Raw genomic sequence first — 21,107 nt, 5'->3', positions numbered from 1 at the left:
TACTAACGCACTACCACAACTAAAAAATGCAGAGGTTTACTCACTTGTTTATTAAACAAAACGCTTGGTTTTATGTATTAAAAATAGCGCTACTAAGCCTACTGGGTTTCAATAGCCTAAACTGCATTGCACAAGCTAATTTATCGCAGCCTAAACAAATTGTAGTGGGCGGAGATTTTAACTACCCCCCTTATGAGTTTATTAACGAAGATGGCGAGCTTACAGGTTACAACGTAGAACTTAGCCAAGAAATAGCCGCTGTAATGGGGCTTAATATAAAAATAAAGCTAATGCCCTGGGCCGAAATAAGAGCCGAGTTTGACCGTGGAAATGTGGATATTTTACAAGGCATGGCCGCCACACCCGAGCGCACCGATCTGTATAACTTTAGCCCGCACACGTTTGTTAACCACTCTATATTTGCGCGCGACAATAGCCCTAAAATAACGCACTACAGCGAGCTTGAAAACTACCGCGTTATTGTACAAAGCAATGGCTCGGCATTTGATATGCTTAACCACTCAGGCTTAAACATTACCCTTATACCGGTTGAAACCCATGCCGATGCCCTGCGCTTGCTTGCCTCTGGCCGCTATGACTTTGCAGTGGTTTCAAACTTACCCGGTTTATATTTAAGTAAAAAATTGGGGCTATCAAACATCACTGCTATTTCTAGCCTAGAAAGAAACCGGCTTTATGGCTATGCCACTAAAACCGCAGATGAAGCGCTGTTATCGCAATTTACTCAAGGCTTAGCTATTTTAAAAAACACCGGCCGTCAGCAAGAAATTTACGACAAATGGTTTGGCCCGTTAAACGTATCACCTTGGTCAAAAGCTGGCGTAATAGCAGGTATATGTGTAGTGGTGCTGCTACTAATTAGTACCGTGGTGATAATTTGGAACAAAGCCCTGCGCAAAAAAGTAGAAAGCCGCACCAAAGAGCTACAAGCCCAGCAGTTACAGCTACTTCATGCAGATAAAATGGCCTCACTGGGGGTACTGTTTTCGGGAGTCGCTCACGAAATAAATAACCCATGTAGTATTTTAACGTTAAATTTTCCGTTTATAAAAGAAGCCTTTGAAGATGCAACAGATATACTTGATGAGCATCAAGCACGCCAAGGCGATTTTCTTGTTGCCGGTGTAAGCTATCAGCGCTTTAAACATATGCTGCCAGAAATTTTAGACGATATGCACATTGCCAGTAACAAGGTAAAGGGCATAGTAGAGGATTTAAAAAGCTTTGCCGTAAAAGGTGAAGCATCGCATGAGAAAACTGAGCAGCTAGATTTAAACCTACTAACAAACCGCTCTATTCGCTTAGTCACAAATCAAATTAAAAACTCGACAAACCACTTAGAGGTTAACTTAGCCAACTCACTGCCTGCGTTTAAAGGCAGCGGCAGCCGCATCGAGCAGGTAATCGTTAATTTAATTTTAAATGCCTGCCAAGCGCTTGAAGACAAATCGCAAAAAATTATTATCACCAGCTATTTCCATACTAAACACAATCAGGTTGTGCTGAGCATTGAAGATCAAGGCGTAGGCATTGATCAACAGCACTTAATTAAGCTCACCGACCCCTTTTATACCACCAAACGACAATCTGGCGGCACCGGTTTAGGGCTTTCTGTATCAGCGGGGATCGTGGCAGATCATCAAGGCCAACTCACCTTTAAATCAACCCTCGGTAAAGGCACAAAAGTAAAGCTATCACTACCCTTATTACAACACGAGAGAGAACTATGAATACTAATTTATATCCTAGTTTTGAGGTCCTCATTTGTGATGACGACAACAGCTTTTTACGAAGCATATCGTTTGCAATAGAGCGCTACTGCGGCATTAACAACATTGTGCAATGTAATGATAGCCGCGATGTAATTGCCATACTAAACCAAGGGAATGTTCGCGTTGTATTGCTTGATTTAAACATGCCACATATCAGCGGTGATGAGCTTATAGCGCAAATTACAGAGCTTTTTCCGCACATTTCGGTGGTGATCATCAGTGGCATTAACCAAGTAGAAGCCGCTGTAAAATGTATAAAATTAGGTGCTTATGGTTATCATGTAAAAACAGAAGATCCCGAACGCCTAAGCAATAGCATAATGCAGGTGGTGCGTTTTCAAGAGCTAAACCTAGAAAACCAAGCCATGCGCGGCTATCTACTAGAAAACCAAACAAGCCTGCACCCTGCGTTTTCCAAAATTATTAGTGTGGATCATCAAATGCATTCGGTGTTTAATTACATTGAGTCTATATCAAATAGCCAACAACCTATTCTTATTACCGGAGAAAGCGGCGTAGGAAAGGAGCTTATAGCCAGAGCCATTCACGAAACCAGTAGCTGCAGTGGCGAGCTTGTGTGTGTAAACGTAGCCGGCCTTGACGATAACTTATTTTCGGATACCTTATTTGGCCATAAAAAAGGCGCTTTTACAGGCGCTGAGCAAGCCCGCAAAGGCATGATAGAACGCGCATCAGGCGGGATACTATTTCTTGATGAAATTGGCGATTTAAACCTGGCCTCGCAAGTAAAGTTATTAAGGCTTTTGCAAGAAGGCGAATATTACCCTGTAGGCAGCGATACCCCAAAGCGCATCAACGCGCGCATTATTGCAGCCACCCACCAAAACTTACTCACTAAAAAAGAAAATGGCGAATTTAGAAACGACCTATACTACCGTTTAAAAATTCACCATGTAAATATTCCGCCGCTTAGAGAGCGCAAGCAAGATATAGCCTTATTACTCGAGCACTTTTTAACGCTTGCCGCACAAGAATTTAATAAACCGGTGGCAAGTATTCCAAAAGAATTATTAATTTTACTCGAAAACTACGCTTTCCCGGGCAATATAAGAGAGCTGCGCGCCATGGCCTTTGATGCAATGAGCACCCACCAAAGCGGCGCACTGTCTATGAAAGCGTTTGAAAGCGTACGCAGCGCCGTGCCCAAATTAGATATGCAAGCCCAGCTTGCCAAGCCGTTATTTGAGTCAACATCAACGCTACCCACTTTAAAACAAGCTGCAGAATTACTGGTGGCAGAAGCGATGAAACGTAGCAACTCAAATCAATCTATGGCAGCGCAACTACTCGGTATATCGCAGCCAGCACTCAGTAAGCGACTTAAAAAAGGACAGCCTGAGCCTTAAAAAACAACAAAGTACTTAATCAAATTTTAGGCACAAAAAAGCCCGCAGCGTTAACTACGGGCTTTTTTGTTGAATGAGTGAGTTAGCCTATAAGCCGGGTTCTGTCCTTTCCGAAGAAAGTGATAATCATTCGTCTAGGCCATAAATCGCTCTATGGCTCAAGCAACCTACCCGGTTCCAACGTGGGCCACGCCATAAGGAACCCTATTTGGTCTTGCTCCGAGTGGAGTTTACCTTGCAACCAACTGTTACCAGTGGCCCGGTGCGCTCTTACCGCACCCTTTCACCCTTACCAACCCGAGGGTTGGCGGTCTCCTCTCTGCTGCACTTGTCGTGGGCTCACGCCCCCCAGCCGTTAGCTGGCACTCTGCCCTGTGGAGCCCGGACTTTCCTCCCCCTGATCATTTTCGTCACAGGCAGCGATTATCTTGGCTAACTCGGCGCGCAGTATACATGAGCTGCGCCTTGTACGCAGTAAAGATTTACCCTTTTTCGTCAATAATTGTTTTATACAGGGCGTTTTTCTTCATTCCAAAGTATTCAGCTACTATGCCGCACGCTTTTTTCATCGGCATTTCGCTTTCAAGTAGCGCTAGCATTTTACGTGCCTCGGGTGGAATATCGTCCACAAGCTTAGGTTTGCCTGGCAACATTAAAACAATTTCGCCACGTTGCTTAGTGGGATCATCAGTTAAAAACTGCTTTAACTCACTTACGCTACCATTAAAAAAGGTTTCAAAGGTTTTGGTAAGCTCTTTTGCAAATACCACTTGTTGCTCACTACCTAAGGCCGCTTCTAAATCATCTAGGCTTGCCATAATACGGTGGGTGCTTTCGTACATTATGCTGGTAATGCTTGAGTTTACAGCTTCTATGAAAAAATCTTGGCGGGCTTTACTTTTAGCCGGTGTAAAGCCAATAAACTGAAAGCGATCTGTTGGCAGGCCTGAGCAACACACTGCAGTAATAGCAGCACACGCACCGGGCACGGGTGTTACATGCGCGCCCTGCTCGCGGCACAGGTTTACAACGGCATAACCTGGGTCGCTTATCAGCGGCGTGCCAGCATCTGAGACTAGCGCGATATTTTTGCCTTCGTTTAGCCAATCAATAATCTGCTGCGCTTTTTGTTTTTCGTTATGGTCATGTAGTGCAAAAGTTTTAGCCTTTATACCAAAGTGGCTTAGTAGCTTACCGGTGTGGCGCGTGTCTTCAGCAGCGATTAAGTCAACTTGCGATAATGTCGCGATGGCACGCTGGCTTAAGTCGTCAAAATTGCCAATTGGGGTGGCAACAATGTAAAGAGTGCCAATTTTCTGTGAATTCTCCTCATTTAACATTGAGGTCTCCTGCGTCAGTCAGTAATATAAGCAAATCGCGTTAACGTATTGGGAAATCATTGTGCGACTTAAACTTGTTAGTCTATTAATTATATTGTCAGGGTTATCGGCCTGTAGCACAACCGAAAAACCAACTAAAAATAGCGATAGCATTAACACCAGTGCGAATGCGCTGCAAAATCAAGCAACCAGTGCCGATGCTATTTATAAATTAGCGCTTAATCGTACCGGTGCCGACAAAATTCAATTGCTTTATAGTGCGCGTGATGCGGCTATTTCGGAGCAAAGCTGGCCGTTACTTGAAAACATTTGTAATGAGCTTGAGCAAACCCCAAGTGTAGATAAAATTCAAAACCGCTTATACATTGCTTATGCACAAAAGCAGCAAAATAAAAACGACCAAGCGCTCGTTATTTTGCAATCACTCGATGGCCAACTTAAACAGCCTGAACACTTTGCTTGGCATCAATATTTAACTGCTAGCATATATGCATCGCAAAACTTTCCTAAGCGCGCCGCACCTTATTTTTTTAGAGCCTCAGAAACTGCGAATAAAAACAATATTGAGATCCCTGCTCTGCAAAGTGCGCTGTGGGATAACTTAACAAAGCTGTCTTCTTATGCGCTGGAGCGCTTTAATCGTGGCTCTGTTATTCAACAAGGTTGGACTAACTTAGCTTTGTACCACCAGGTATATGCAAATAGCGGTGTAGAGCTTGACCAAGCCATTAATAATTGGCGCCGTCGCTACCCTGGGCACCCAGCCGTAGCTATTTTACCCGAGCAAGATGAAGCCCTAGCCGACCTAGCACCAGTTAATATAGAGCGTTTAGCTGTACTTTTACCGCAATCAGGCGCAAATGAGCGTTTAGGTGACGCCCTAAAAGCCGGCATTTTGGCAGGGCTTGATAAGCAAACTATTAGCGACACTATTTTTATAGACGAGAGCCTTTCAACCCAAGTGCTAAGCGAGCAGCTGAGTCAATTTAATCCAGACTTTGTGATTGGGCCATTATTAAAAGCGAATATAGATAAACTTGCACAAGCTAAAACACTTATTGATACCCCAACATTACACTTAAATACATTTGATGGTGAGCGACTCTCGCTGCAACATTACTTTTTTGCTTTAAACCCTGAGCATGAAGTGCAGCAAGCGCTGGAGCACTTTTTAGCTAAAGGTTATCAAAAGCCTATGTTATTAGCGCCTAATAATGCCAATGGTCAGCGTTTGGTTGATTACTTTAATATTCAGTGGCAGCGCTATAGCGAAACAAAACCGCAAATTGGGTTTTATAACGATAACAAAGACATGCCTAACACAATTACAAGCTTGTTAGAGGTTGATAAATCTAAGCAGCGTATTAAGACGGTTAAGTCTTTATTTAAACAAGAAGTAGAAAGTGAAACCCGCTCTCGTAGCGATATTGATGCGATTTACATTTTAGGCGACGCTATAGAAACACGCCTGATAAAACCTTATTTAGATGTAAATGTAAGTACTTTTGCACAGCGGATCCCGCTTTATGCCAGCTCTAAAAGCCATAGTAAGCAAATAGATCGCACTGATAAAGGCGATTTAGAAGGGCTTTACTTTACAGAGCTTCCGTGGATGCTTAATGCGACAGTTAAACAACATAACTTACGCAATCAATACAACACGCTGTGGCCTGAAAATGCCGATATAAGCCAACGCCTATTTGCCATGGCTTACGATGCCGTGTCGGTGCTAAGCGACATTAGGCAATTGAGTGTAATGCCCGGTAATAAGTTTACAGGTTTAAGTGGAAAGCTTTCGGTAAATACAAGCGGACACATAGAGCGTACGCTTGATTGGGCACAATACACAAATAGACGCATAAAAGCCGTACAGCTAGAAACAAAGCAGCCCGTGCCTTTATTTATGCAATCAGCCAACGAAAGCACTACGCTTACGTTTGATTAATCTGGAGCGGCTATGTCGTGGTTTAAAGAGCTGTGGCAAAATAGCCGAGAAAAAGGCCAGTACTATGAACGCCAAGCAGAAAAATACTTAACCCGTGAAGGGCTTACGCCTATTGAGCGTAATTATTACTGCCCCTTTGGTGAGCTTGATGTGATTATGAAACACGGCGATACGCTTGTATTTGTAGAAGTTAAGTTTCGTAAAAACAATGCGAGAGGCGGTGCAAATTATGCCCTTGGCGCACAAAAACAAGCACGACTAAAACGCACTATTTATCACTACTTGGCAGCAAAAAACTTAACTAATCAGCCTATAAGAGTCGACTATGTTGCCATTACAGGTGAAGGCTCTGGCAATATAAATTGGATCAAAAGCGTACTTTAACACCACGCAAACAGATTAGTAAAACGCCCAGCAACAAACAAAAATGACGAATAAATTATTGGTAGTCTATGCAAGATACAATTAAAGAAATTTTTACAGAAAGCATTCAAGTACAAATAGCAGCAGGCGAAGTACTGCCAAGCGCACTAGAGTCTGCGGCATTTACCATTGCACAAAGTTTAATTAATGGTAACAAACTCCTTTGCTGTGGCACGGCAAACTGCCATATGCTAGCGCAGCACATGGCCGGCGTATTAGTTAATCACTACGAAACAGAGCGCCCCTGTTTACCTGCTATTGCGCTATCTCAAGAAAACATCAATTTAGGGCAAAGTAGCCAAGTAGATGAGCATGATACCTTTGCTCGCCAAGTACGTGCCTTTGCACAGCAAGGCGATTTACTGCTTGCGTTAGCAATTAATGGCAACGAAAAACATATTATTTCTGCTGTAGAAGCGGCACTTACTAAAGATATGAAGGTCATAGTGATGGTAGGTGACGATGGTGGAGAGCTCGTTGGCTTATTAGGCCCTAATGATGTAGAAATTCGTACGCCTTCTAAGCGCCCTAGCCGCATTATTGAATCTCACTTAGTTAACTTACATTGCTTAAGTGAACTGGTTGATTTAACTCTTTTCCCGCAGGATGAAAATTATGTTTAAACGCTCTCTTATTGTTTTAGGTACTGTTGTTTTACTGCAAGGCTGTGCAGCCGCAGTGGTTGCAGGAACAGCTGGTGCAGTAACAGCAGCAAATGATCGCCGCACCATTGGCTCGCAAATAGACGACAATAATATAGAAATTAAAGCCAGTATTGCGCTTAGTGAAGTTGAACGACTAGAAAAGTTCGCCAATGTAGACGCTATAAGCGTTAATGGCATTGTTTTATTGGTAGGTCAGGTTGCCAATCAAGAAATGAAAAACCAAGCTCAGCAGAGCATTGAGGGGCTCTCAGGTATACGTAAAATTCATAACCAAATTAGAATTGGCTCAAATATTGGAATTACCACACAAACGCATGACTCGTGGCTAACCTCTAAAGTAAAAGCGCAGCTTTTAACAGCTAAAGATATACCGAGTAATAATATTAAAGTAGTGACCGAAAACGCTGAAGTATTTTTAATGGGATTAGTATCTGAATCTGAGTCTAACCAAGCGGTTAACATTGCACGCAATGTATCGGGTGTAGAGCGCGTTATTAAAGTGTTTGAATATTTATAAAATACATAAAAAGCCTTTTAAAAGGCACATAAAAAAACCGCTTAATTAGCGGTTTTTTTGTATTTAAGCGTTACTTGATAACGCGTAAATGTGAGCCTTTTTTCTTTTCTGGCTTTTCTGGCGGGGTCTCATCAATAATCTCATCTGATGTTTCCACACTTTCAAGGTCAGGTGCAAAATCGTCTTCGTCCTCTAAAAACTCATCTGCAGTAAAGACTGTTCCTTCGCCATTTTCACGCGCATAAATAGCAAGCACCGCACCTAAAGGCACATATACTTGCATTGGCTGTCCGCCAAAGCGCGCATTAAAGCTTAGTTGTTCCATATCTAACGAAAACCCAGTAACGGCAGAAGGGCTAATATTAAGCACTATTTGGCCATCTTGTACAAACTGCGTAGGCACTTGTACTGCTGGGTACTGCGCATCAACCACTAAATGTGGTGTGCAGTCGTTATCTACGATCCAATCAAAAAAAGCACGTAGTAAATAAGGACGATTAGGCGTCATTATAAACGGATCTCACGCTCTGCTTCAGTTAAAGAAGCTTGGAATGACTCACGCTCAAATAAGCGGATCATGTACTCTTTTAGCTCTTTAGCGCCAGAGCCATTAAGCTCAATACCAAACTCTGGTAAACGCCATAATAGTGGTGCTAAATAACAATCTACTAAGCTAAACTCTTCACTCATAAAGTATGGAGCTTCGTTAAAGATTGGTGCAATTGCAAGTAACGCTTCAGTTAACTCTTTACGAGCTTGTGCAGCATCTGCTGTATTGTTAATGATTTTTTCAGCAAGGCTGTACCAATCAGTATCAATACGGTGCATCATTAAACGGCTACGACCACGCATTACCGGATACACAGGCATTAGTGGAGGATGAGGGAAACGTTCATCAAGGTATTCCATGATGATGTTTGCCTGATATAAGCCAAGCTCACGGTCAATCAGTGTGGGTACTGTACCGTAAGGGTTAATTTCGTGAAGTGCCTCTGGCAAGTTATCCTTTTCAGCCAAATGAATATCTACACTTACACCTTTTTCTGCAAGTACAATACGTACTTGGTGGCTATACATACAGTTAGCACCAGAAAAAAGGGTCATTACAGGGCGCTTATTGGCAGCTACGGCCATGCCTATACCTCCATTAAATAACTAAAACAGCAATAGGGGCTTAAGCCCCTATTGCAAAATTACCTTGTAAAATGCTCAAATTAATGAACATCTCTCCAGTATTCTTTCTTAAGCATAAATGCCAAGATAAACAGGATAACTAAAAATCCAATTACCTTAATACCTAACGCTTCTGACTCAAGGCGTGTAGGTTCACCTACATACTCTAAGAAATTCGTTAAATCACGAACCGCTTGATCGTATTCATCAACGCTTAATTCGCCCTTACCATCTGTTTCAGTACCAACAACTTTAGTCACTGTTTGACCATGTTGTTCAACTTCTTCAATGATAGGTGTTGGTAAACCTTGTAGTTCTTGAAGAACATGTGGCATACCCACCGATGGGAATAACGTATTATTTACGCCAAACGGACGAGATTCATCTTTGTAAAACGACTTTAAGTAAGTGTAAATCCAATCACTGCCGCGCACACGCGCCACATTGGTTAGATCCGGCGGAGCCGCACCAAACCATTTAGCAGCATCTTCTTTTGCGATAGCGTTAAGAATATGGCCACCTACTTTTGAACCATCAAAAATCAATTGTTCTTTACCAAGCTCGGTTGGAATACCAATATCACGGAAAGTACGTTCATAACGTTGATACTGCATTTGGTGACAACCAAGACAGTAGTTCATGAACAACTTTGCGCCGCGCTGCAAAGAAGGCTGATCAGATATATCGTTACCCGCTTCCATAAGAGGAACCGAAGGACCCGCAGCCATAACCATGTTAGGCAGCAAGTTTACTGATAAAGCAAATACACCAATAAGTAGCTTTTTCATCATTTCGTTAACCTCTCAGGCAATGGCTTAGTTTTTTCATTCTTACTGTATATAAATAACAGTACGAAGAACATAAAGTAAGTCACAGTACAGATTTGAGAAATTATCGTTTTCATATCAGTTTGTGGAGTTGCACCCACCCAACCTAAAAGAACGAAAGTTACAACGAAACCTGCAATGTTCCATTTGTGGAAACCACAACGGTAACGAACCGATTTAACACGACCACGGTCAATCCACGGTAACAATGCGAGTACCACAATTGACGCACCCATAGCCGCAACACCGATAAGTTTATCAGGGATTGCACGTAAGATTGCATAGAATGGCGTAAAGTACCAAACTGGGAAAATGTGCTCTGGTGTTTTAAGTGGGTTTGCTGCTTCAAAGTTTGGCGCTTCTAGGAAGAAACCATTCATCGCAGGCATAAAGAATACAACCCAACAGAACAAGATTAAGAAACCAACCACGCCCACAATATCTTTTACTGTGTAGTACGGGTGGAACGGTATCGCATCAACAATGTCTTTTTTGTCGGTGTAATACTCATGGAATTTAAATTTAGACTTATCTTCTTCAGCCACAGTGCCTTTTTTGCGTTTTATTTCAACACCGTCTGGGTTGTTAGAGCCTACTTCGTGCAGCGCAACAATGTGTAAGAACACTAAAATTACAATAACCAATGGTAGTGCAATAACGTGTAATGCAAAGAAGCGGTTAAGCGTTGCACCCGATATTACGTAGTCACCACGGATCCAAAGTGTTAAGTCATCACCAATTACCGGAATAGCCCCGAATAACGAAATGATTACCTGCGCACCCCAGAATGACATTTGACCCCATGGTAGTAAGTAACCCATGAAGGCTTCAGCCATTAATGCTAAGAAAATAAACATACCGAACAACCACAGTAATTCACGTGGTTTTTGGTAAGAGCCGTAGATCATGCCACGGAACATATGCATATAAACAACGATGAAAAACGCAGATGCACCCGTTGAGTGTAAATAACGTAATAACCAACCGTATTCAACATCACGCATGATGTACTCTACTGATGCGAAAGCGCCTTCAGAAGAGGGAACAAAGTTCATCGTTAACCAAATACCAGTAAGTATTTGGTTTACTAGTACTAACATGGCTAGCGAGCCAAAAAAGTACCAGAAGTTAAAGTTTTTAGGTGCTGGATACTGTGCAATGTGCATGTTCCAAACACGTGTCATTGGGATACGGTCGTCAATCCAACTAACAATTTTACCAAACATTAGGCTACCCCTTTTTCTTCGCCCACTAAAATAGTGGTTTCATCAAGAAAAGTATAAGGTGGTACTTCTAAGTTCAATGGTGCAGGAACTGATTGAAATACTCGCCCAGCCATATCAAATTTAGAACCGTGACATGGACAGTAAAAACCATCATCTGTCCCTTCAACTTTTTCACTAAAGTTACCTTGGAAAAAGCCTGGAGAACACCCTAAATGCGTACAAATACCAACAGCGACAAAAATCTCTGGGCGTAATGAACGGTAATCATTTGTTGATGATTCTAGTTGTTGTGGCTCTTGCGATTGCGGATCACGAAGTTGACCTTCATGTTCTTTCATCTGCTCAAGCATTTTAGGGGTACGTGATACAACCCATACAGGTTTACCACGCCACTCGACACGTATTAATTGTCCTGGCTCAAGTTTGCTGATATCTACTTCTACAGGCGCACCCGCAGATTTAGCTCGCTCACTTGGATTCCAAGACGCAATAAAAGGAACAGCAGCCCCAGCCGCACCAACACCACCTACAACAGAGGTAGCTATGGTTAAAAAGCGACGTCGGCCATTGTCTACAGGCGCATTGCTCATCCACTTATCTCCACTATGATTCTCAACACTTGCTATATTGAGAACATCAGTTACAGCAGGTTAATTTTTCGAAATTTTTAAAATAGAAGCGATCATAATTAAAACCCTTGATTAAAACAAGGTTATTCACAGCCTCACGCTCGAATAACCCGACTTGATCAATAGTTTGATAAAGTAAGCTCGAGAATAAAGCCGAATGACTATAATAGCGCTTCTGTAAAAACAATATACTGACCAAGATCAACCCCACTACGAGGAAACAGATAAACTGTACATGGTGATGTTGAACTTGCTCATACTACTTGCCAGCCAATTGTAGCAAAAAATTCCACCAATTAACTGATGGATTTACACTAATTGCGATAATTATTTAACTTTTTTGCAGCGAAATGGGTATTTTAAAGCTTTCGTACATTAAATACGCAGTATTTATAAAATATGATCAGCGCCTAACCTTAAAAAAGCGGGCTTGAGGTAGGTAAGTACTTAAATTTTAATGCCAAAAACAAAAAACCCAGCATAAGCTGGGTTTTTGAATTCTTGATAACGTAAAAATTAACGTTTTGAGAACTGTGGACGCTTACGCGCTTTCTTAAGACCCACTTTCTTACGTTCAACTTTACGTGCATCACGTGTAACAAAACCTGCTTTACGAAGTTGTGGACGTAATGACTCGTCAAACTCCATAAGTGCACGAGTGATACCGTGACGGATAGCACCAGCTTGACCAGTTGTACCACCACCGGCAACGGTGATGTGAAGGTCAAATTTTTCAGTCATGTCAACAAGCTCAAGAGCTTGACGAACAACCATGCGTGCTGTTTCGCGACCAAAGTACTCTTCTAAAGAGCGCTTGTTGATTACGATGTTACCAGTGCCTGGGCGTAAGAATACGCGAGCACTTGAACTTTTACGACGACCTGTACCGTAGTATTGATTTGCCATGATAGTGCTCCTTAAATGTCTAGAACCTGAGGCTGTTGTGCAGCATGGTTGTGCTCAGTACCTGCGTAAACTTTAAGTTTACGGTACATAGCGCGGCCTAAAGGACCACGTGGCAACATGCCTTTAACAGCTTTTTCGATGATCATTTCAGGCTTTGCAGCTTGAAGTTTATCAAAAGTAGTAGACTTAAGACCACCTGGGAAACCAGTATGAGCGTAGTACACTTTATCTTTGAATTTGTTACCAGTTACAGTAACTTTCTCAGCGTTGATAACGATGATGTAATCACCAGTATCTACGTGTGGAGTGTATTCAGCTTTATGCTTACCGCGTAGGCGATGAGCGATTTCAGTAGCGATGCGACCTAAAGTTTTACCTTCAGCGTCAACTACGTACCAGTCACGTTTTACTGTTTCTGGTTTAGCAACAAACGTTTTCATTTATAAAAATCCAATGTTTTTCAATTAAAACCACAGGCAGTTATTATTAACTACCGCTCTAAGTATGCTATAACCCCTTCGAGTTTTAGACTTTAGCGCCGCTCACAAGTGGCTAAACTATATGAGGACATAGAACGCAACGTGGCAGACGCGGGAGTATACCAGCACTTAAAACACATTGCTACCGAGCGGTTGTTTTTTCCACAAGAAAATTACAAAAATTTATGCATTTATATAAAAACAACAATAAGGCCACTTTAAAGAGTCGATACAGTCGTATTAGCGCTATGCTAAATGCTCTTTTGCTAAATACTCTAAAGACTGCATTTCTTGCAGGCGGCTAATGCAGCGCTTAAATTCAAAGTTAAGATTGCCTTGGGTATAAAGCTGCGTGATCGGTTTTTCAGCCGAAATGATTAATGTTACATGTCGCTCGTAAAACTCATCCACTAAAGCAATAAAGCGCCTAGCTGCATCATCATTATTTTGTCCAAGCTGTTTAACATTAGAAATAATAACAGTGTTGTATAAGCGGCTAATTTCCATGTAGTCGACTTGGCTACGTGCGGTTTCACACAATTCGCTAAATTCAAACATCACTACGCACTTGGCCACTTTGCGTGTGTTGATTAAGCGCCCTTCTATTTCTATGGGTTGATCAAGCTCCCCCGCCTCTGGAGAGAGCTTATCAAAATATTCAAATAAGTTTTTATCGGCTTGCTCATCTAACGGGCTGTGAAATATTTCGGCTTGCTCAAGTGTACGCAAGCGATAATCGATACCAGAGTCTACATTTACTATTTCTGTGTTCGCTTTTACCAGTTCAATGGCCGGAATAAAACGCGCACGCTGTAAGCCGTTTTTATATAAATCATCAGGTACTATATTAGAGGTAGCAACTAATACTATATTGCGTGCAAATAATGCCTGCATTAAGCCGCCTAGTAACATGGCATCTGTAATATCTTGAACAAAGAATTCATCAAAACAGATGATATCGGTTTCGGCTTTAAATATGTCGGCAACAATTTCCAGTGGATTGCTTTTATTATTTAGCTTTTTTAGTTCATCGTGAACTCGGTGCATAAAGCGATGAAAATGCACACGCATTTTACGCTCACCTGGCAGCGCTTCGTAAAAGGTATCTACTAAATAGGTTTTACCACGCCCTACACCGCCCCAAAAATAAAGCCCTTTAATTGGCTCAGGTTCGCTTTTATTAAACAGCTTTGCAAAAAAGCCTTGTTGCTGTGGCTTTTTACTTGTGAGGTCATCGTATAAACGTTGTAAATGGCGCACTGCATTTTCTTGTGCTTGGTCATGTACAAAGTCATCGCGCTTAAGATCTTGCTGGTAAGTTTGCCAAGGAGTCATATCTAATTACATTTTAAACACAGTTTAATTTGCACAACATATTAACACGCATCTTAACTCGGGGTATATTACCCACAGGATGATTTATATTTGAATCAGGCATTATTAGATATTTTTTCCCAAAGGGGTGAAGTTATGGGCACAGTTACGTGGGTAGGTTTAATTATTATTACTGCTGTAGTGGCATTTTTTGTTGGTGCATTCGTTACTAAAAAGCAATTTAAGCAAGATGAATTAAAAGAGCAAGCCGAGCAAGCACAAAACGCGCTTGAGCAGTATCGCCAAGATGTGGCCGATCATTTAGCAAGCACAGGTAAGCTTGTGAATAAAATGAAAGAAAACTACGACCAACTACTCAGCCATGTTGAAGAAACCAATCAACTCTTACTTGATGATAAAAACAAAGCACCTAGCGAGCCGTTTTTCTCTAAAGAAACAACAGAGCAATTACAAGCGTCTTTAAAAGAGCGCGAGGTTGACCGTTCATCTGCACAAGCACAACCTGCCGATTACGTCTCGGGTGAGTCTGGTTTATTTGCAGGGCAAAATAGCGATACAAAACCTGCAAAAGCCTCTTAACACACTGAGCACGCTAAAATGTTAGTGCTATCTTGAGGAACTTTTTTTTGACCCCATAGTCTTTAAATGTAACAGCTTTATATTTAAATTCGAAAAGGCTGCTTATGCAGCCTTTTTGCTTTTCCTGTGATGTGGAGTACACCCTGACTATGAAAATGAAAATGAAATTATCACTTATTAGTGCTGCAATCTTATCTACAAGCTTATTACTAAGCCCAATGGCCTCTTATGCAAAACTGCCTATTGCAGTTAATGGCCAACAATTACCCACACTTGCGCCTATGCTTGAGCAAATTACCCCTGGCGTTGTGAGCATTCAGGTTTCTGGCTCAAAAGAAGTGCGCCGCCGTGCAGACCCGCTTGAATACTTTTTTGGTAACCCTCAGCCACGTAGTCAAAAGCGCCAATTTAGTGGTTTAGGCTCAGGGGTTATTATTGATGCCGACGAAGGCTATGTAGTAACAAATAACCACGTAATTCAAGATGCCGAAAAAATGGTGGTAACGCTAGAAGATGGGCGTGAATTTGAAGCCACCAAAATTGGTACCGATAAAGAGTCTGATATTGCGCTATTACAAATAGATGCAGATGACTTAACCGAAGTTAAACTGGCAAATTCAGATAAATTGCGTGTCGGCGACTTTGCAGTAGCAATTGGTAACCCATTTGGTTTAAGTCATACAGTAACCTCGGGCATTGTAAGTGCATTAGGGCGTAGTGGTTTAAATATTGAAGGCTATGAAGACTTTATTCAAACCGATGCAGCTATTAACCAAGGTAACTCAGGAGGCGCTTTAGTTAACCTTAATGGTGAACTTATTGGTATTAATACTGCTATTTTAGGTGCCTCGGGTGGAAATGTTGGTATTGGCTTTGCCATTCCATCAAATATGATGAAAAACTTAGTTGACCAAATTATTGAACATGGCGAAGTACGCCGTGGCTCACTGGGTATTTCTGGCCGCCCACTTGATGCAGGCCTTGCAAAAGCACAGCAACTTGACGTTAAACAAGGTGCTTACGTTATGCAAGTAATGGATGATACCGCAGCAAGCAAAGCAGGTATTAAAGCTGGCGATGTTATTATTAGTATTAATGGCAGCGATATTAGTGGCTTCCACGAGCTGCGCAGTAAAATAGCAACGTTAGGTGAAGGACGCGAAGTTAAATTAGGTATTTACCGCGATGGCAAAGTAAAAACCATTAAAGTAACGCTTGATGGTGCATCGGGTGTAACCGCCGCAGGCGATGAACTGCATCCTGCATTCCAAGGTGCAACGCTTGAAAACGTGCAAAAAAATGGCACTAAAGGTATTGAAGTCGCCACAGTAGATCCGCGTTCTCCTTCTGCACGTGTTGGCCTTGAAGAAGGTGATGTGATTGTACAAGTTAACCGCCAACGTGTAGAAAACATTCGTCAAATGAACAAAATTATCGAAGATACCCAAGGTAATATTGTACTTGGCGTTAAACGTGGCAGAGAGTCTATCTTTGTACTTATCCAATAAGTAACACGTTATAAATAAGCAATAAAAATAACAGCAGCACTTGCCGCTGTTATTTTTTTTGTGCCATCATAAAGAATTGCTCACTAACAATAAGAATCTCGTGCTGAAATTACTAAAATTTGTACTTCCCCCTTTGTTTGTCGGTTTAGGTATCGCTTTTTTAGTGGTTTTTTTCAGCCCTAATATGCGCGCCTCTTTACTCCCTAATGTTCCCTTGCCCAGTGCTATGAGCTCAAATCACCTTAGCTTTGCTGACGCGGTTAAACGTGCTGCACCGTCGGTAGTAACTATTTTTTCAGAAAGCATTTCTAAAGAGCCTCGATATAAGCAACAAAACACCGTTCAAGAGCTTGGCTCTGGCGTAATTATGGCGCAAGATGGCTACATATTAACTAACTACCACGTTATAAATAATGCAGATCAAATCTTGGTTATATTAACCGATGGCCGACGCTTTTTTGATGTGCAGTTAATTGGCTTTGACACCATTACCGATTTAGCCTTATTAAAAATTAACGCCGACCACCTGCCGGTGATCCCCGTAAACGATAATTACACCACCAGTGTAGGTGATGTAGTGCTGGCCATTGGTAACCCACTCAATTTAGGGCAAACCATCACCCAAGGTATAATTAGTGCCACCGGTAAACAAAAAATTACCGATAGCCCTTATAACAACTTACTACAAATGGATGCTGCTATAAATGTAGGTAACTCTGGCGGTGCTTTGGTTAATTCAAATGGGGATTTAGTGGGGATCACGTCTGCGCAGTTTAAAACTCGTGAAAATCTTAATATCCAAGGAATATTTTTTGCTGTTCCCTATTCGCTCGCTAAAGAAGTAATGGCAAAGCTAATACGCCATGGCCGTGTAGTACGTGGCTATTTAGGCTTTGAAGGCACTGCGGTTGATAGCACTGGCAAAGAGGTAAACGACAGCCTTACTGAGGTTGCTGGTATGCGAATCACCAATTTAGACCCATTAGGCCCTGCATGGCAAGCTGGCATTGAAGAGCAAGACATCGTTATTAAAATTGCAGGGTTAAGTGTCGCCAACCCGCAAAAAGTACTCGAAAAAATAGGCAATACACAGCCCGGTAAAGAAATAGAATTTGAGCTGTACCGAGACGGTAAAGTAGAAAAAATAATGGTTAGAGTTGCAGAGCTCGAAACTAAACTCTAACCAAAATGGCAATAAAAAGGTCGGATAGCAATACGCGTATCCGACCTTTTTTTATGTCTAAAGTAAACTGTGTTTAACCCAGCGCTTAATTTAGGAGCAAGTGTGCTCTCACCCTAAAGCGAATAAATATTATTGCGAATGGGTATTAGCTACTTCTGCGCTTAATATTGGCACCTAAGCCACTGAGTTTATCTTCAATGCGTTGATAGCCTCGGTCTACGTGGTAAATACGATCGACTACCGTTTCACCTTGCGCCACAATACCGGTTAAAATTAAGCTTGCAGAGGCGCGTAAATCGGTTGCCATTACTTGTGCGCCACTTAAACTTTGCGTTTCACCACAAATAGCGGTGTGCCCTTCTAAACGAATATTAGCGCCCATGCGTTGTAACTCTGGTACGTGCATAAAGCGGTTTTCAAAAATGGTTTCGGTAATTGTTGCACTACCATTAGCCACTACATTTAACGCGGTGAACTGCGCTTGCATGTCGGTTGGAAAACCAGGGTGTGGCATGGTTTTAATATTAACGGCTTTGAGCTCACGATTACGCATATCTAAATAAATGCTGTCATCGTTTACTTCAACTAATGCATTCGCGGCACGTAATTTTTCAATAACAGGCTCAAGTGAATGAAAATCTGTTTTTTTACAAAGTACTTCGCCTGCAGCCATCGCTGCTGCAACTAAAAAAGTGCCCGTTTCAATGCGGTCAGGTAAAATGCTGTGCTCACAGCCGCCTAAACGCTCTACGCCATCAATTTCTATACGGCTTGTACCTGCACCAGTAATTTTTGCACCCATAGCAATTAGGCAATTGGCCAGGTCAATAATTTCGGGCTCGCGAGCTGCGTTTTCAAGCACCGTTTTACCATCAGCAAGTGCTGCGGCCATTAGTAAGTTTTCGGTTGCGCCAACACTGACCATTTCCATGAAAATTTCAGCGCCTTTAAGGCGGCCTTCTACCTTTGCATTGATATAACCATTTTCAACGTTTATTTGTGCGCCCATGCGCTCTAAACCTTGAATATGTATATCAACCGGACGTGCACCTATAGCACAGCCACCAGGTAGCGATACCTGCGCCTCACCAAAACGCGCCACTAAAGGCCCAAGCGCCAAAACAGAGGCACGCATTTGCTTAACTAAATCATAAGGAGCAAGCGTTTTATTAACGGTTGCGCCATCAATATACAGTGTATCGCCTTGCCAATTTACAGTTGCGCCTAAGGTGCTTAAAAGCGCCTCAGTGGTCACAATATCGCGAAGGCGAGGAACATTCGTAAATGTACTTTTACCATCGGCAAGCAGTGCGGCAAACAAAATTGGTAATGCGGCATTTTTAGCGCCAGAAATAGTTACTTCACCCGCAAGTGAAGTGCCACCTTGAATTACAAACTGATCCATTAAGAGGCCTTAACTATTGAGGTAAAATAAATTTTTGTTCACGCTTCCACTCAGTTGGCGTAAATGCACGAATTGATACAGCGTGAATTGTGCCGTCTGAAATAGTATTCATTAATGGGCCATAAACTAGCTGTTGCTTTTTAACGCGGCTTAAACCGTCAAAGCACTCACCTACTGCAATTACTTCATAATGGCTACCATTGGCTTTTACTTTTACTTCAGATAATTGAAGTTCGTCGCGTAATAATGTTTCGACTTGGCTAGTTTCCATAACTCTCACTCAAATAAAGTTGTTACCTGACCCAACAGCATTAAATTTTGCAATTGCTCAGGTGGATTTTGCAATTCAAGGCGTGTGCCCTGTTGCTTAAATTCAGCAAAAGAGTGAATTAACCAAGCTAAGCCCGCTGTGTCAACCCTCATTACCTCACAAAGGTCAAAATAGATGGTTTTATGCTTACTTAATGACTTGGCGTTCAGAAGCTGTTCATTGCCAATTGAGCTGCGGGTAAGTTCACCACTTACCCTATAGTGCTGCTCATCTACTTGGCTAATTGCCAATTTAGTCATTGCTGTTGTTGCCTCTAAATTGCACAGGTAACTGGCTCTTTTGCTCTAGTAATTTGCTTACGTGTGCAATACCTTGCTGGCGTAAAATACCTTGTAGCTCACTTTGTTTTGCATCGAGTAAGCTAATTCCTTCTGCAATCATATCGTATGCGCGCCACTCGCCGCTGCGATCTTCACGCACTTTAAAATCAATTTTTATGTCAGGCTTGCCATCTTCTGTAATTTTAGTTTTTACTACAACTACATCTTTGCCTTTAAATGGTTGCTCTGCGCCAAATTCTACATGTTGGTCAGTGTATTGAGTAAATACCCCCGCGTAAGTAGCAACTAAATAGGCTCTAAACGCGCCAATAAATTCTTGGATGTCTTTAATTGCTTCGGCTTTTTCGGCTTCATCGGTAATTGCACGCACTTTAGACACTTCACTACCCAACACACGAAGTGCTGCATATTTGTAGTCTATGTAAGGCATCAGCTCTTCTTCTACAATAACACGAAGGTGCTCTTTATCTTTAGTGATAAGCGGTTGATCTTTTTTAATGCGCTCAAATGTATGCTCTGCTACCTGACGCACCATTTTGTTAGGATCTGTCAGTTTAACTTCGGCTGCGCTAACACTTTGCACAGCTAGGGTTGCACCAAGTGCAATAACGGCTAAAAACTGTTTCAACATAATAATTACTCACTACCTTGGTTGAATAAAAACTGCCCAATTAACTCTTCTAAAACAAGTGCAGACTTAGTATCTGTGATTGAATCACCATCACCTAACGCTTTGCTCTCTACGCCAAATAACTCATCGATTGCTTGATCTTGTGCGTTTTCGGTCACTGTTTCACCTAAACAGCGCTGCTCTGCTGCATTAGGAGAAATAACAGGGTGAATACCTAAGTACTGCTCCCCTAAAATACCCGATGTTAAAATTGAGATTGAGCTAGTGTCTGAAAAACGACATAAATACTGTGCATCTATCGTCATATTTACCACAGGCAAAAACTCCTGTGGGTGTACATAAATAGATTCAACACGGCCAATCACTACACCGCCTACTTTTACCGGTGCACGCGCTTTAAGTGAGCCGATATTTTCAAACTTTGCATTTAGCGTGTAGGTTTCACCCGACCCGCTAATACCCGAATTAGCCACTTTAAGTGCTAACATTGCAAACGCTAAAATGCCTAATGCGACAAAAAAGCCAACTAAAATCTCTAATTTCCGTGAATTCATTATCTATACC

The 21,107-nt window shown here is 41.9% G+C and carries 23 protein-coding genes, 1 other RNA gene and 1 pseudogene; 9 read left to right on the top strand and 16 right to left on the bottom strand.

The window, feature by feature from the left end; translation table 11 throughout:
- Positions 1-44: 44 nt before the first annotated feature.
- Both PAT01_RS04950 and PAT01_RS04945 read left to right on the top strand, forming a co-directional pair.
- The gene (locus PAT01_RS04950) at positions 45-1,751 is read left to right on the top strand and encodes a transporter substrate-binding domain-containing protein (RefSeq protein ID WP_186807273.1); all 1,707 of its coding nucleotides are present in this window, start codon (positions 45-47) and stop codon (positions 1,749-1,751) included.
- Positions 1,748-3,160: a sigma-54-dependent transcriptional regulator gene (locus PAT01_RS04945; protein WP_154945010.1), complete on the top strand. Its 1,413-nt coding sequence runs from the start codon at positions 1,748-1,750 to the stop codon at positions 3,158-3,160. The genes PAT01_RS04950 and PAT01_RS04945 overlap by 4 nt, the downstream gene beginning before the upstream one ends.
- A gap of 74 nt (positions 3,161-3,234) precedes the next feature.
- Here the strand turns inward: PAT01_RS04945 and rnpB are convergent.
- Both rnpB and rsmI read right to left on the bottom strand, forming a co-directional pair.
- Positions 3,235-3,600: RNase P RNA component class A (gene rnpB / locus PAT01_RS04940), an RNA gene on the bottom strand.
- A gap of 42 nt (positions 3,601-3,642) precedes the next feature.
- Entirely contained in the window at positions 3,643-4,500 is an 858-nt protein-coding gene (gene rsmI, locus PAT01_RS04935) for a 16S rRNA (cytidine(1402)-2'-O)-methyltransferase (protein WP_154945007.1), read from the bottom strand.
- Between the two features lie 61 nt (positions 4,501-4,561).
- On the opposite strand from rsmI, the gene PAT01_RS04930 reads away from it, so the two are divergent.
- The 4 genes from PAT01_RS04930 (at position 4,562) to dolP (ending at position 8,050) form a co-directional block, all read left to right on the top strand.
- A complete protein-coding gene (locus tag PAT01_RS04930; RefSeq protein WP_154945005.1) occupies positions 4,562-6,445 on the top strand; it encodes a penicillin-binding protein activator in 1,884 nt (627 codons plus the stop codon).
- Between the two features lie 12 nt (positions 6,446-6,457).
- A complete protein-coding gene (locus PAT01_RS04925) occupies positions 6,458-6,829 on the top strand; it encodes a YraN family protein (protein ID WP_004589112.1) in 372 nt (123 codons plus the stop codon).
- Between the two features lie 68 nt (positions 6,830-6,897).
- Complete coding sequence (locus PAT01_RS04920; protein ID WP_004589111.1) at positions 6,898-7,491, top strand: SIS domain-containing protein; 594 nt, start codon at positions 6,898-6,900, stop codon at positions 7,489-7,491.
- On the top strand, positions 7,484-8,050 hold the full coding sequence (gene dolP, locus PAT01_RS04915; protein WP_004589110.1) for a division/outer membrane stress-associated lipid-binding lipoprotein: 567 nt from the start codon (positions 7,484-7,486) through the stop codon (positions 8,048-8,050). The genes PAT01_RS04920 and dolP overlap by 8 nt, the downstream gene beginning before the upstream one ends.
- 70 nt (positions 8,051-8,120) lie before the next feature.
- On the opposite strand, the gene PAT01_RS04910 is transcribed toward dolP, so the two are convergent.
- The 9 genes and pseudogenes from PAT01_RS04910 to PAT01_RS20350 all read right to left on the bottom strand — a co-directional run.
- Positions 8,121-8,558 (bottom strand): ClpXP protease specificity-enhancing factor, encoded by a 438-nt coding sequence (locus PAT01_RS04910; RefSeq protein WP_004589109.1) that lies wholly within the window; start codon positions 8,556-8,558, stop codon positions 8,121-8,123.
- On the bottom strand, positions 8,558-9,184 hold the full coding sequence (gene sspA, locus PAT01_RS04905) for a stringent starvation protein SspA (protein ID WP_004589108.1): 627 nt from the start codon (positions 9,182-9,184) through the stop codon (positions 8,558-8,560). Before sspA ends, PAT01_RS04910 begins: the two co-directional genes overlap by 1 nt.
- 80 nt (positions 9,185-9,264) lie before the next feature.
- Positions 9,265-10,014: a cytochrome c1 gene (locus PAT01_RS04900; RefSeq protein WP_024033324.1), complete on the bottom strand. Its 750-nt coding sequence runs from the start codon at positions 10,012-10,014 to the stop codon at positions 9,265-9,267.
- A complete protein-coding gene (locus PAT01_RS04895) occupies positions 10,011-11,276 on the bottom strand; it encodes a cytochrome b (RefSeq protein ID WP_004589106.1) in 1,266 nt (421 codons plus the stop codon). Before PAT01_RS04895 ends, PAT01_RS04900 begins: the two co-directional genes overlap by 4 nt.
- Positions 11,276-11,866: a ubiquinol-cytochrome c reductase iron-sulfur subunit gene (petA, locus tag PAT01_RS04890; RefSeq protein WP_004589105.1), complete on the bottom strand. Its 591-nt coding sequence runs from the start codon at positions 11,864-11,866 to the stop codon at positions 11,276-11,278. Before petA ends, PAT01_RS04895 begins: the two co-directional genes overlap by 1 nt.
- A gap of 555 nt (positions 11,867-12,421) precedes the next feature.
- On the bottom strand, positions 12,422-12,814 hold the full coding sequence (rpsI, locus tag PAT01_RS04885; protein WP_024600778.1) for a 30S ribosomal protein S9: 393 nt from the start codon (positions 12,812-12,814) through the stop codon (positions 12,422-12,424).
- 8 nt (positions 12,815-12,822) lie between these two features.
- Positions 12,823-13,251, bottom strand: a complete 429-nt coding sequence (gene rplM / locus PAT01_RS04880) for a 50S ribosomal protein L13 (RefSeq protein WP_004589103.1) — start codon at positions 13,249-13,251, stop codon at positions 12,823-12,825.
- Positions 13,252-13,536: 285 nt separating this feature from the next.
- Positions 13,537-14,625: a cell division protein ZapE gene (gene zapE, locus PAT01_RS04875; protein ID WP_154945003.1), complete on the bottom strand. Its 1,089-nt coding sequence runs from the start codon at positions 14,623-14,625 to the stop codon at positions 13,537-13,539.
- A 95-nt stretch (positions 14,626-14,720) separates the two neighbouring features.
- Positions 14,721-14,849, bottom strand: a pseudogene (locus PAT01_RS20350) (hypothetical protein); the annotation flags it as partial.
- On the opposite strand from PAT01_RS20350, the gene PAT01_RS04870 reads away from it, so the two are divergent.
- From PAT01_RS04870 to PAT01_RS04860, 3 genes are all read left to right on the top strand, one after another.
- Positions 14,788-15,204, top strand: a complete 417-nt coding sequence (locus tag PAT01_RS04870; RefSeq protein ID WP_404821010.1) for a Z-ring associated ZapG family protein — start codon at positions 14,788-14,790, stop codon at positions 15,202-15,204. The pseudogene PAT01_RS20350 and the gene PAT01_RS04870 overlap by 62 nt on opposite strands.
- A 155-nt stretch (positions 15,205-15,359) precedes the next feature.
- Positions 15,360-16,712: a Do family serine endopeptidase gene (locus PAT01_RS04865; protein WP_004589100.1), complete on the top strand. Its 1,353-nt coding sequence runs from the start codon at positions 15,360-15,362 to the stop codon at positions 16,710-16,712.
- Between the two features lie 100 nt (positions 16,713-16,812).
- Positions 16,813-17,895, top strand: a complete 1,083-nt coding sequence (locus PAT01_RS04860) for a trypsin-like peptidase domain-containing protein (protein ID WP_154944998.1) — start codon at positions 16,813-16,815, stop codon at positions 17,893-17,895.
- A 145-nt stretch (positions 17,896-18,040) separates the two neighbouring features.
- Here PAT01_RS04860 and murA read toward each other — a convergent pair whose 3' ends face one another.
- Genes murA through mlaD form a run of 5 tightly spaced genes read right to left on the bottom strand, consistent with a single transcriptional unit; the run spans position 18,041 to position 21,097 of the window.
- A complete protein-coding gene (gene murA, locus PAT01_RS04855; RefSeq protein ID WP_004589098.1) occupies positions 18,041-19,300 on the bottom strand; it encodes a UDP-N-acetylglucosamine 1-carboxyvinyltransferase in 1,260 nt (419 codons plus the stop codon).
- A gap of 13 nt (positions 19,301-19,313) precedes the next feature.
- A complete protein-coding gene (locus PAT01_RS04850; protein ID WP_004589097.1) occupies positions 19,314-19,571 on the bottom strand; it encodes a BolA family protein in 258 nt (85 codons plus the stop codon).
- 5 nt (positions 19,572-19,576) lie between these two features.
- Positions 19,577-19,870, bottom strand: coding sequence for an STAS domain-containing protein (locus PAT01_RS04845; protein WP_138577852.1), 294 nt, complete (start codon positions 19,868-19,870; stop codon positions 19,577-19,579).
- On the bottom strand, positions 19,863-20,543 hold the full coding sequence (locus tag PAT01_RS04840) for an MlaC/ttg2D family ABC transporter substrate-binding protein (protein WP_138577854.1): 681 nt from the start codon (positions 20,541-20,543) through the stop codon (positions 19,863-19,865). The genes PAT01_RS04845 and PAT01_RS04840 overlap by 8 nt, the downstream gene beginning before the upstream one ends.
- 5 nt (positions 20,544-20,548) lie before the next feature.
- Positions 20,549-21,097, bottom strand: a complete 549-nt coding sequence (mlaD, locus tag PAT01_RS04835) for an outer membrane lipid asymmetry maintenance protein MlaD (protein ID WP_004589094.1) — start codon at positions 21,095-21,097, stop codon at positions 20,549-20,551.
- Positions 21,098-21,107 lie beyond the last annotated feature (10 nt).

It is taken from the genome of Pseudoalteromonas atlantica (assembly GCA_007988745.1).
Lineage (GTDB): Bacteria > Pseudomonadota > Gammaproteobacteria > Enterobacterales > Alteromonadaceae > Pseudoalteromonas > Pseudoalteromonas atlantica.
The sequence above is the reverse complement of the archived record's forward strand: the minus strand, read 5'-3'. Positions and strand labels throughout refer to the sequence as shown.

Bases quoted from the DNA above. Each gene is read 5' to 3' on its own strand.
- petA (WP_004589105.1), bottom strand. From the start codon at position 11,866: ATGAGCAATGCGCCTGTAGACAATGGCCGACGTCGCTTTTTAACCATA.
- PAT01_RS04865 (WP_004589100.1), top strand. From the start codon at position 15,360: ATGAAAATGAAATTATCACTTATTAGTGCTGCAATCTTATCTACAAGC.
- PAT01_RS04845 (WP_138577852.1), bottom strand. From the start codon at position 19,870: ATGACTAAATTGGCAATTAGCCAAGTAGATGAGCAGCACTATAGGGTA.
- zapE (WP_154945003.1), bottom strand. From the start codon at position 14,625: ATGACTCCTTGGCAAACTTACCAGCAAGATCTTAAGCGCGATGACTTT.
- PAT01_RS04850 (WP_004589097.1), bottom strand. From the start codon at position 19,571: ATGGAAACTAGCCAAGTCGAAACATTATTACGCGACGAACTTCAATTA.
- sspA (WP_004589108.1), bottom strand. From the start codon at position 9,184: ATGGCCGTAGCTGCCAATAAGCGCCCTGTAATGACCCTTTTTTCTGGT.
- PAT01_RS04900 (WP_024033324.1), bottom strand. From the start codon at position 10,014: ATGATGAAAAAGCTACTTATTGGTGTATTTGCTTTATCAGTAAACTTG.
- PAT01_RS04895 (WP_004589106.1), bottom strand. From the start codon at position 11,276: ATGTTTGGTAAAATTGTTAGTTGGATTGACGACCGTATCCCAATGACA.
- dolP (WP_004589110.1), top strand. From the start codon at position 7,484: ATGTTTAAACGCTCTCTTATTGTTTTAGGTACTGTTGTTTTACTGCAA.
- PAT01_RS04910 (WP_004589109.1), bottom strand. From the start codon at position 8,558: ATGACGCCTAATCGTCCTTATTTACTACGTGCTTTTTTTGATTGGATC.
- mlaD (WP_004589094.1), bottom strand. From the start codon at position 21,097: ATGAATTCACGGAAATTAGAGATTTTAGTTGGCTTTTTTGTCGCATTA.
- murA (WP_004589098.1), bottom strand. From the start codon at position 19,300: ATGGATCAGTTTGTAATTCAAGGTGGCACTTCACTTGCGGGTGAAGTA.
- rplM (WP_004589103.1), bottom strand. From the start codon at position 13,251: ATGAAAACGTTTGTTGCTAAACCAGAAACAGTAAAACGTGACTGGTAC.
- rsmI (WP_154945007.1), bottom strand. From the start codon at position 4,500: ATGTTAAATGAGGAGAATTCACAGAAAATTGGCACTCTTTACATTGTT.
- PAT01_RS04840 (WP_138577854.1), bottom strand. From the start codon at position 20,543: ATGTTGAAACAGTTTTTAGCCGTTATTGCACTTGGTGCAACCCTAGCT.
- PAT01_RS04925 (WP_004589112.1), top strand. From the start codon at position 6,458: ATGTCGTGGTTTAAAGAGCTGTGGCAAAATAGCCGAGAAAAAGGCCAG.
- PAT01_RS04945 (WP_154945010.1), top strand. From the start codon at position 1,748: ATGAATACTAATTTATATCCTAGTTTTGAGGTCCTCATTTGTGATGAC.
- PAT01_RS04920 (WP_004589111.1), top strand. From the start codon at position 6,898: ATGCAAGATACAATTAAAGAAATTTTTACAGAAAGCATTCAAGTACAA.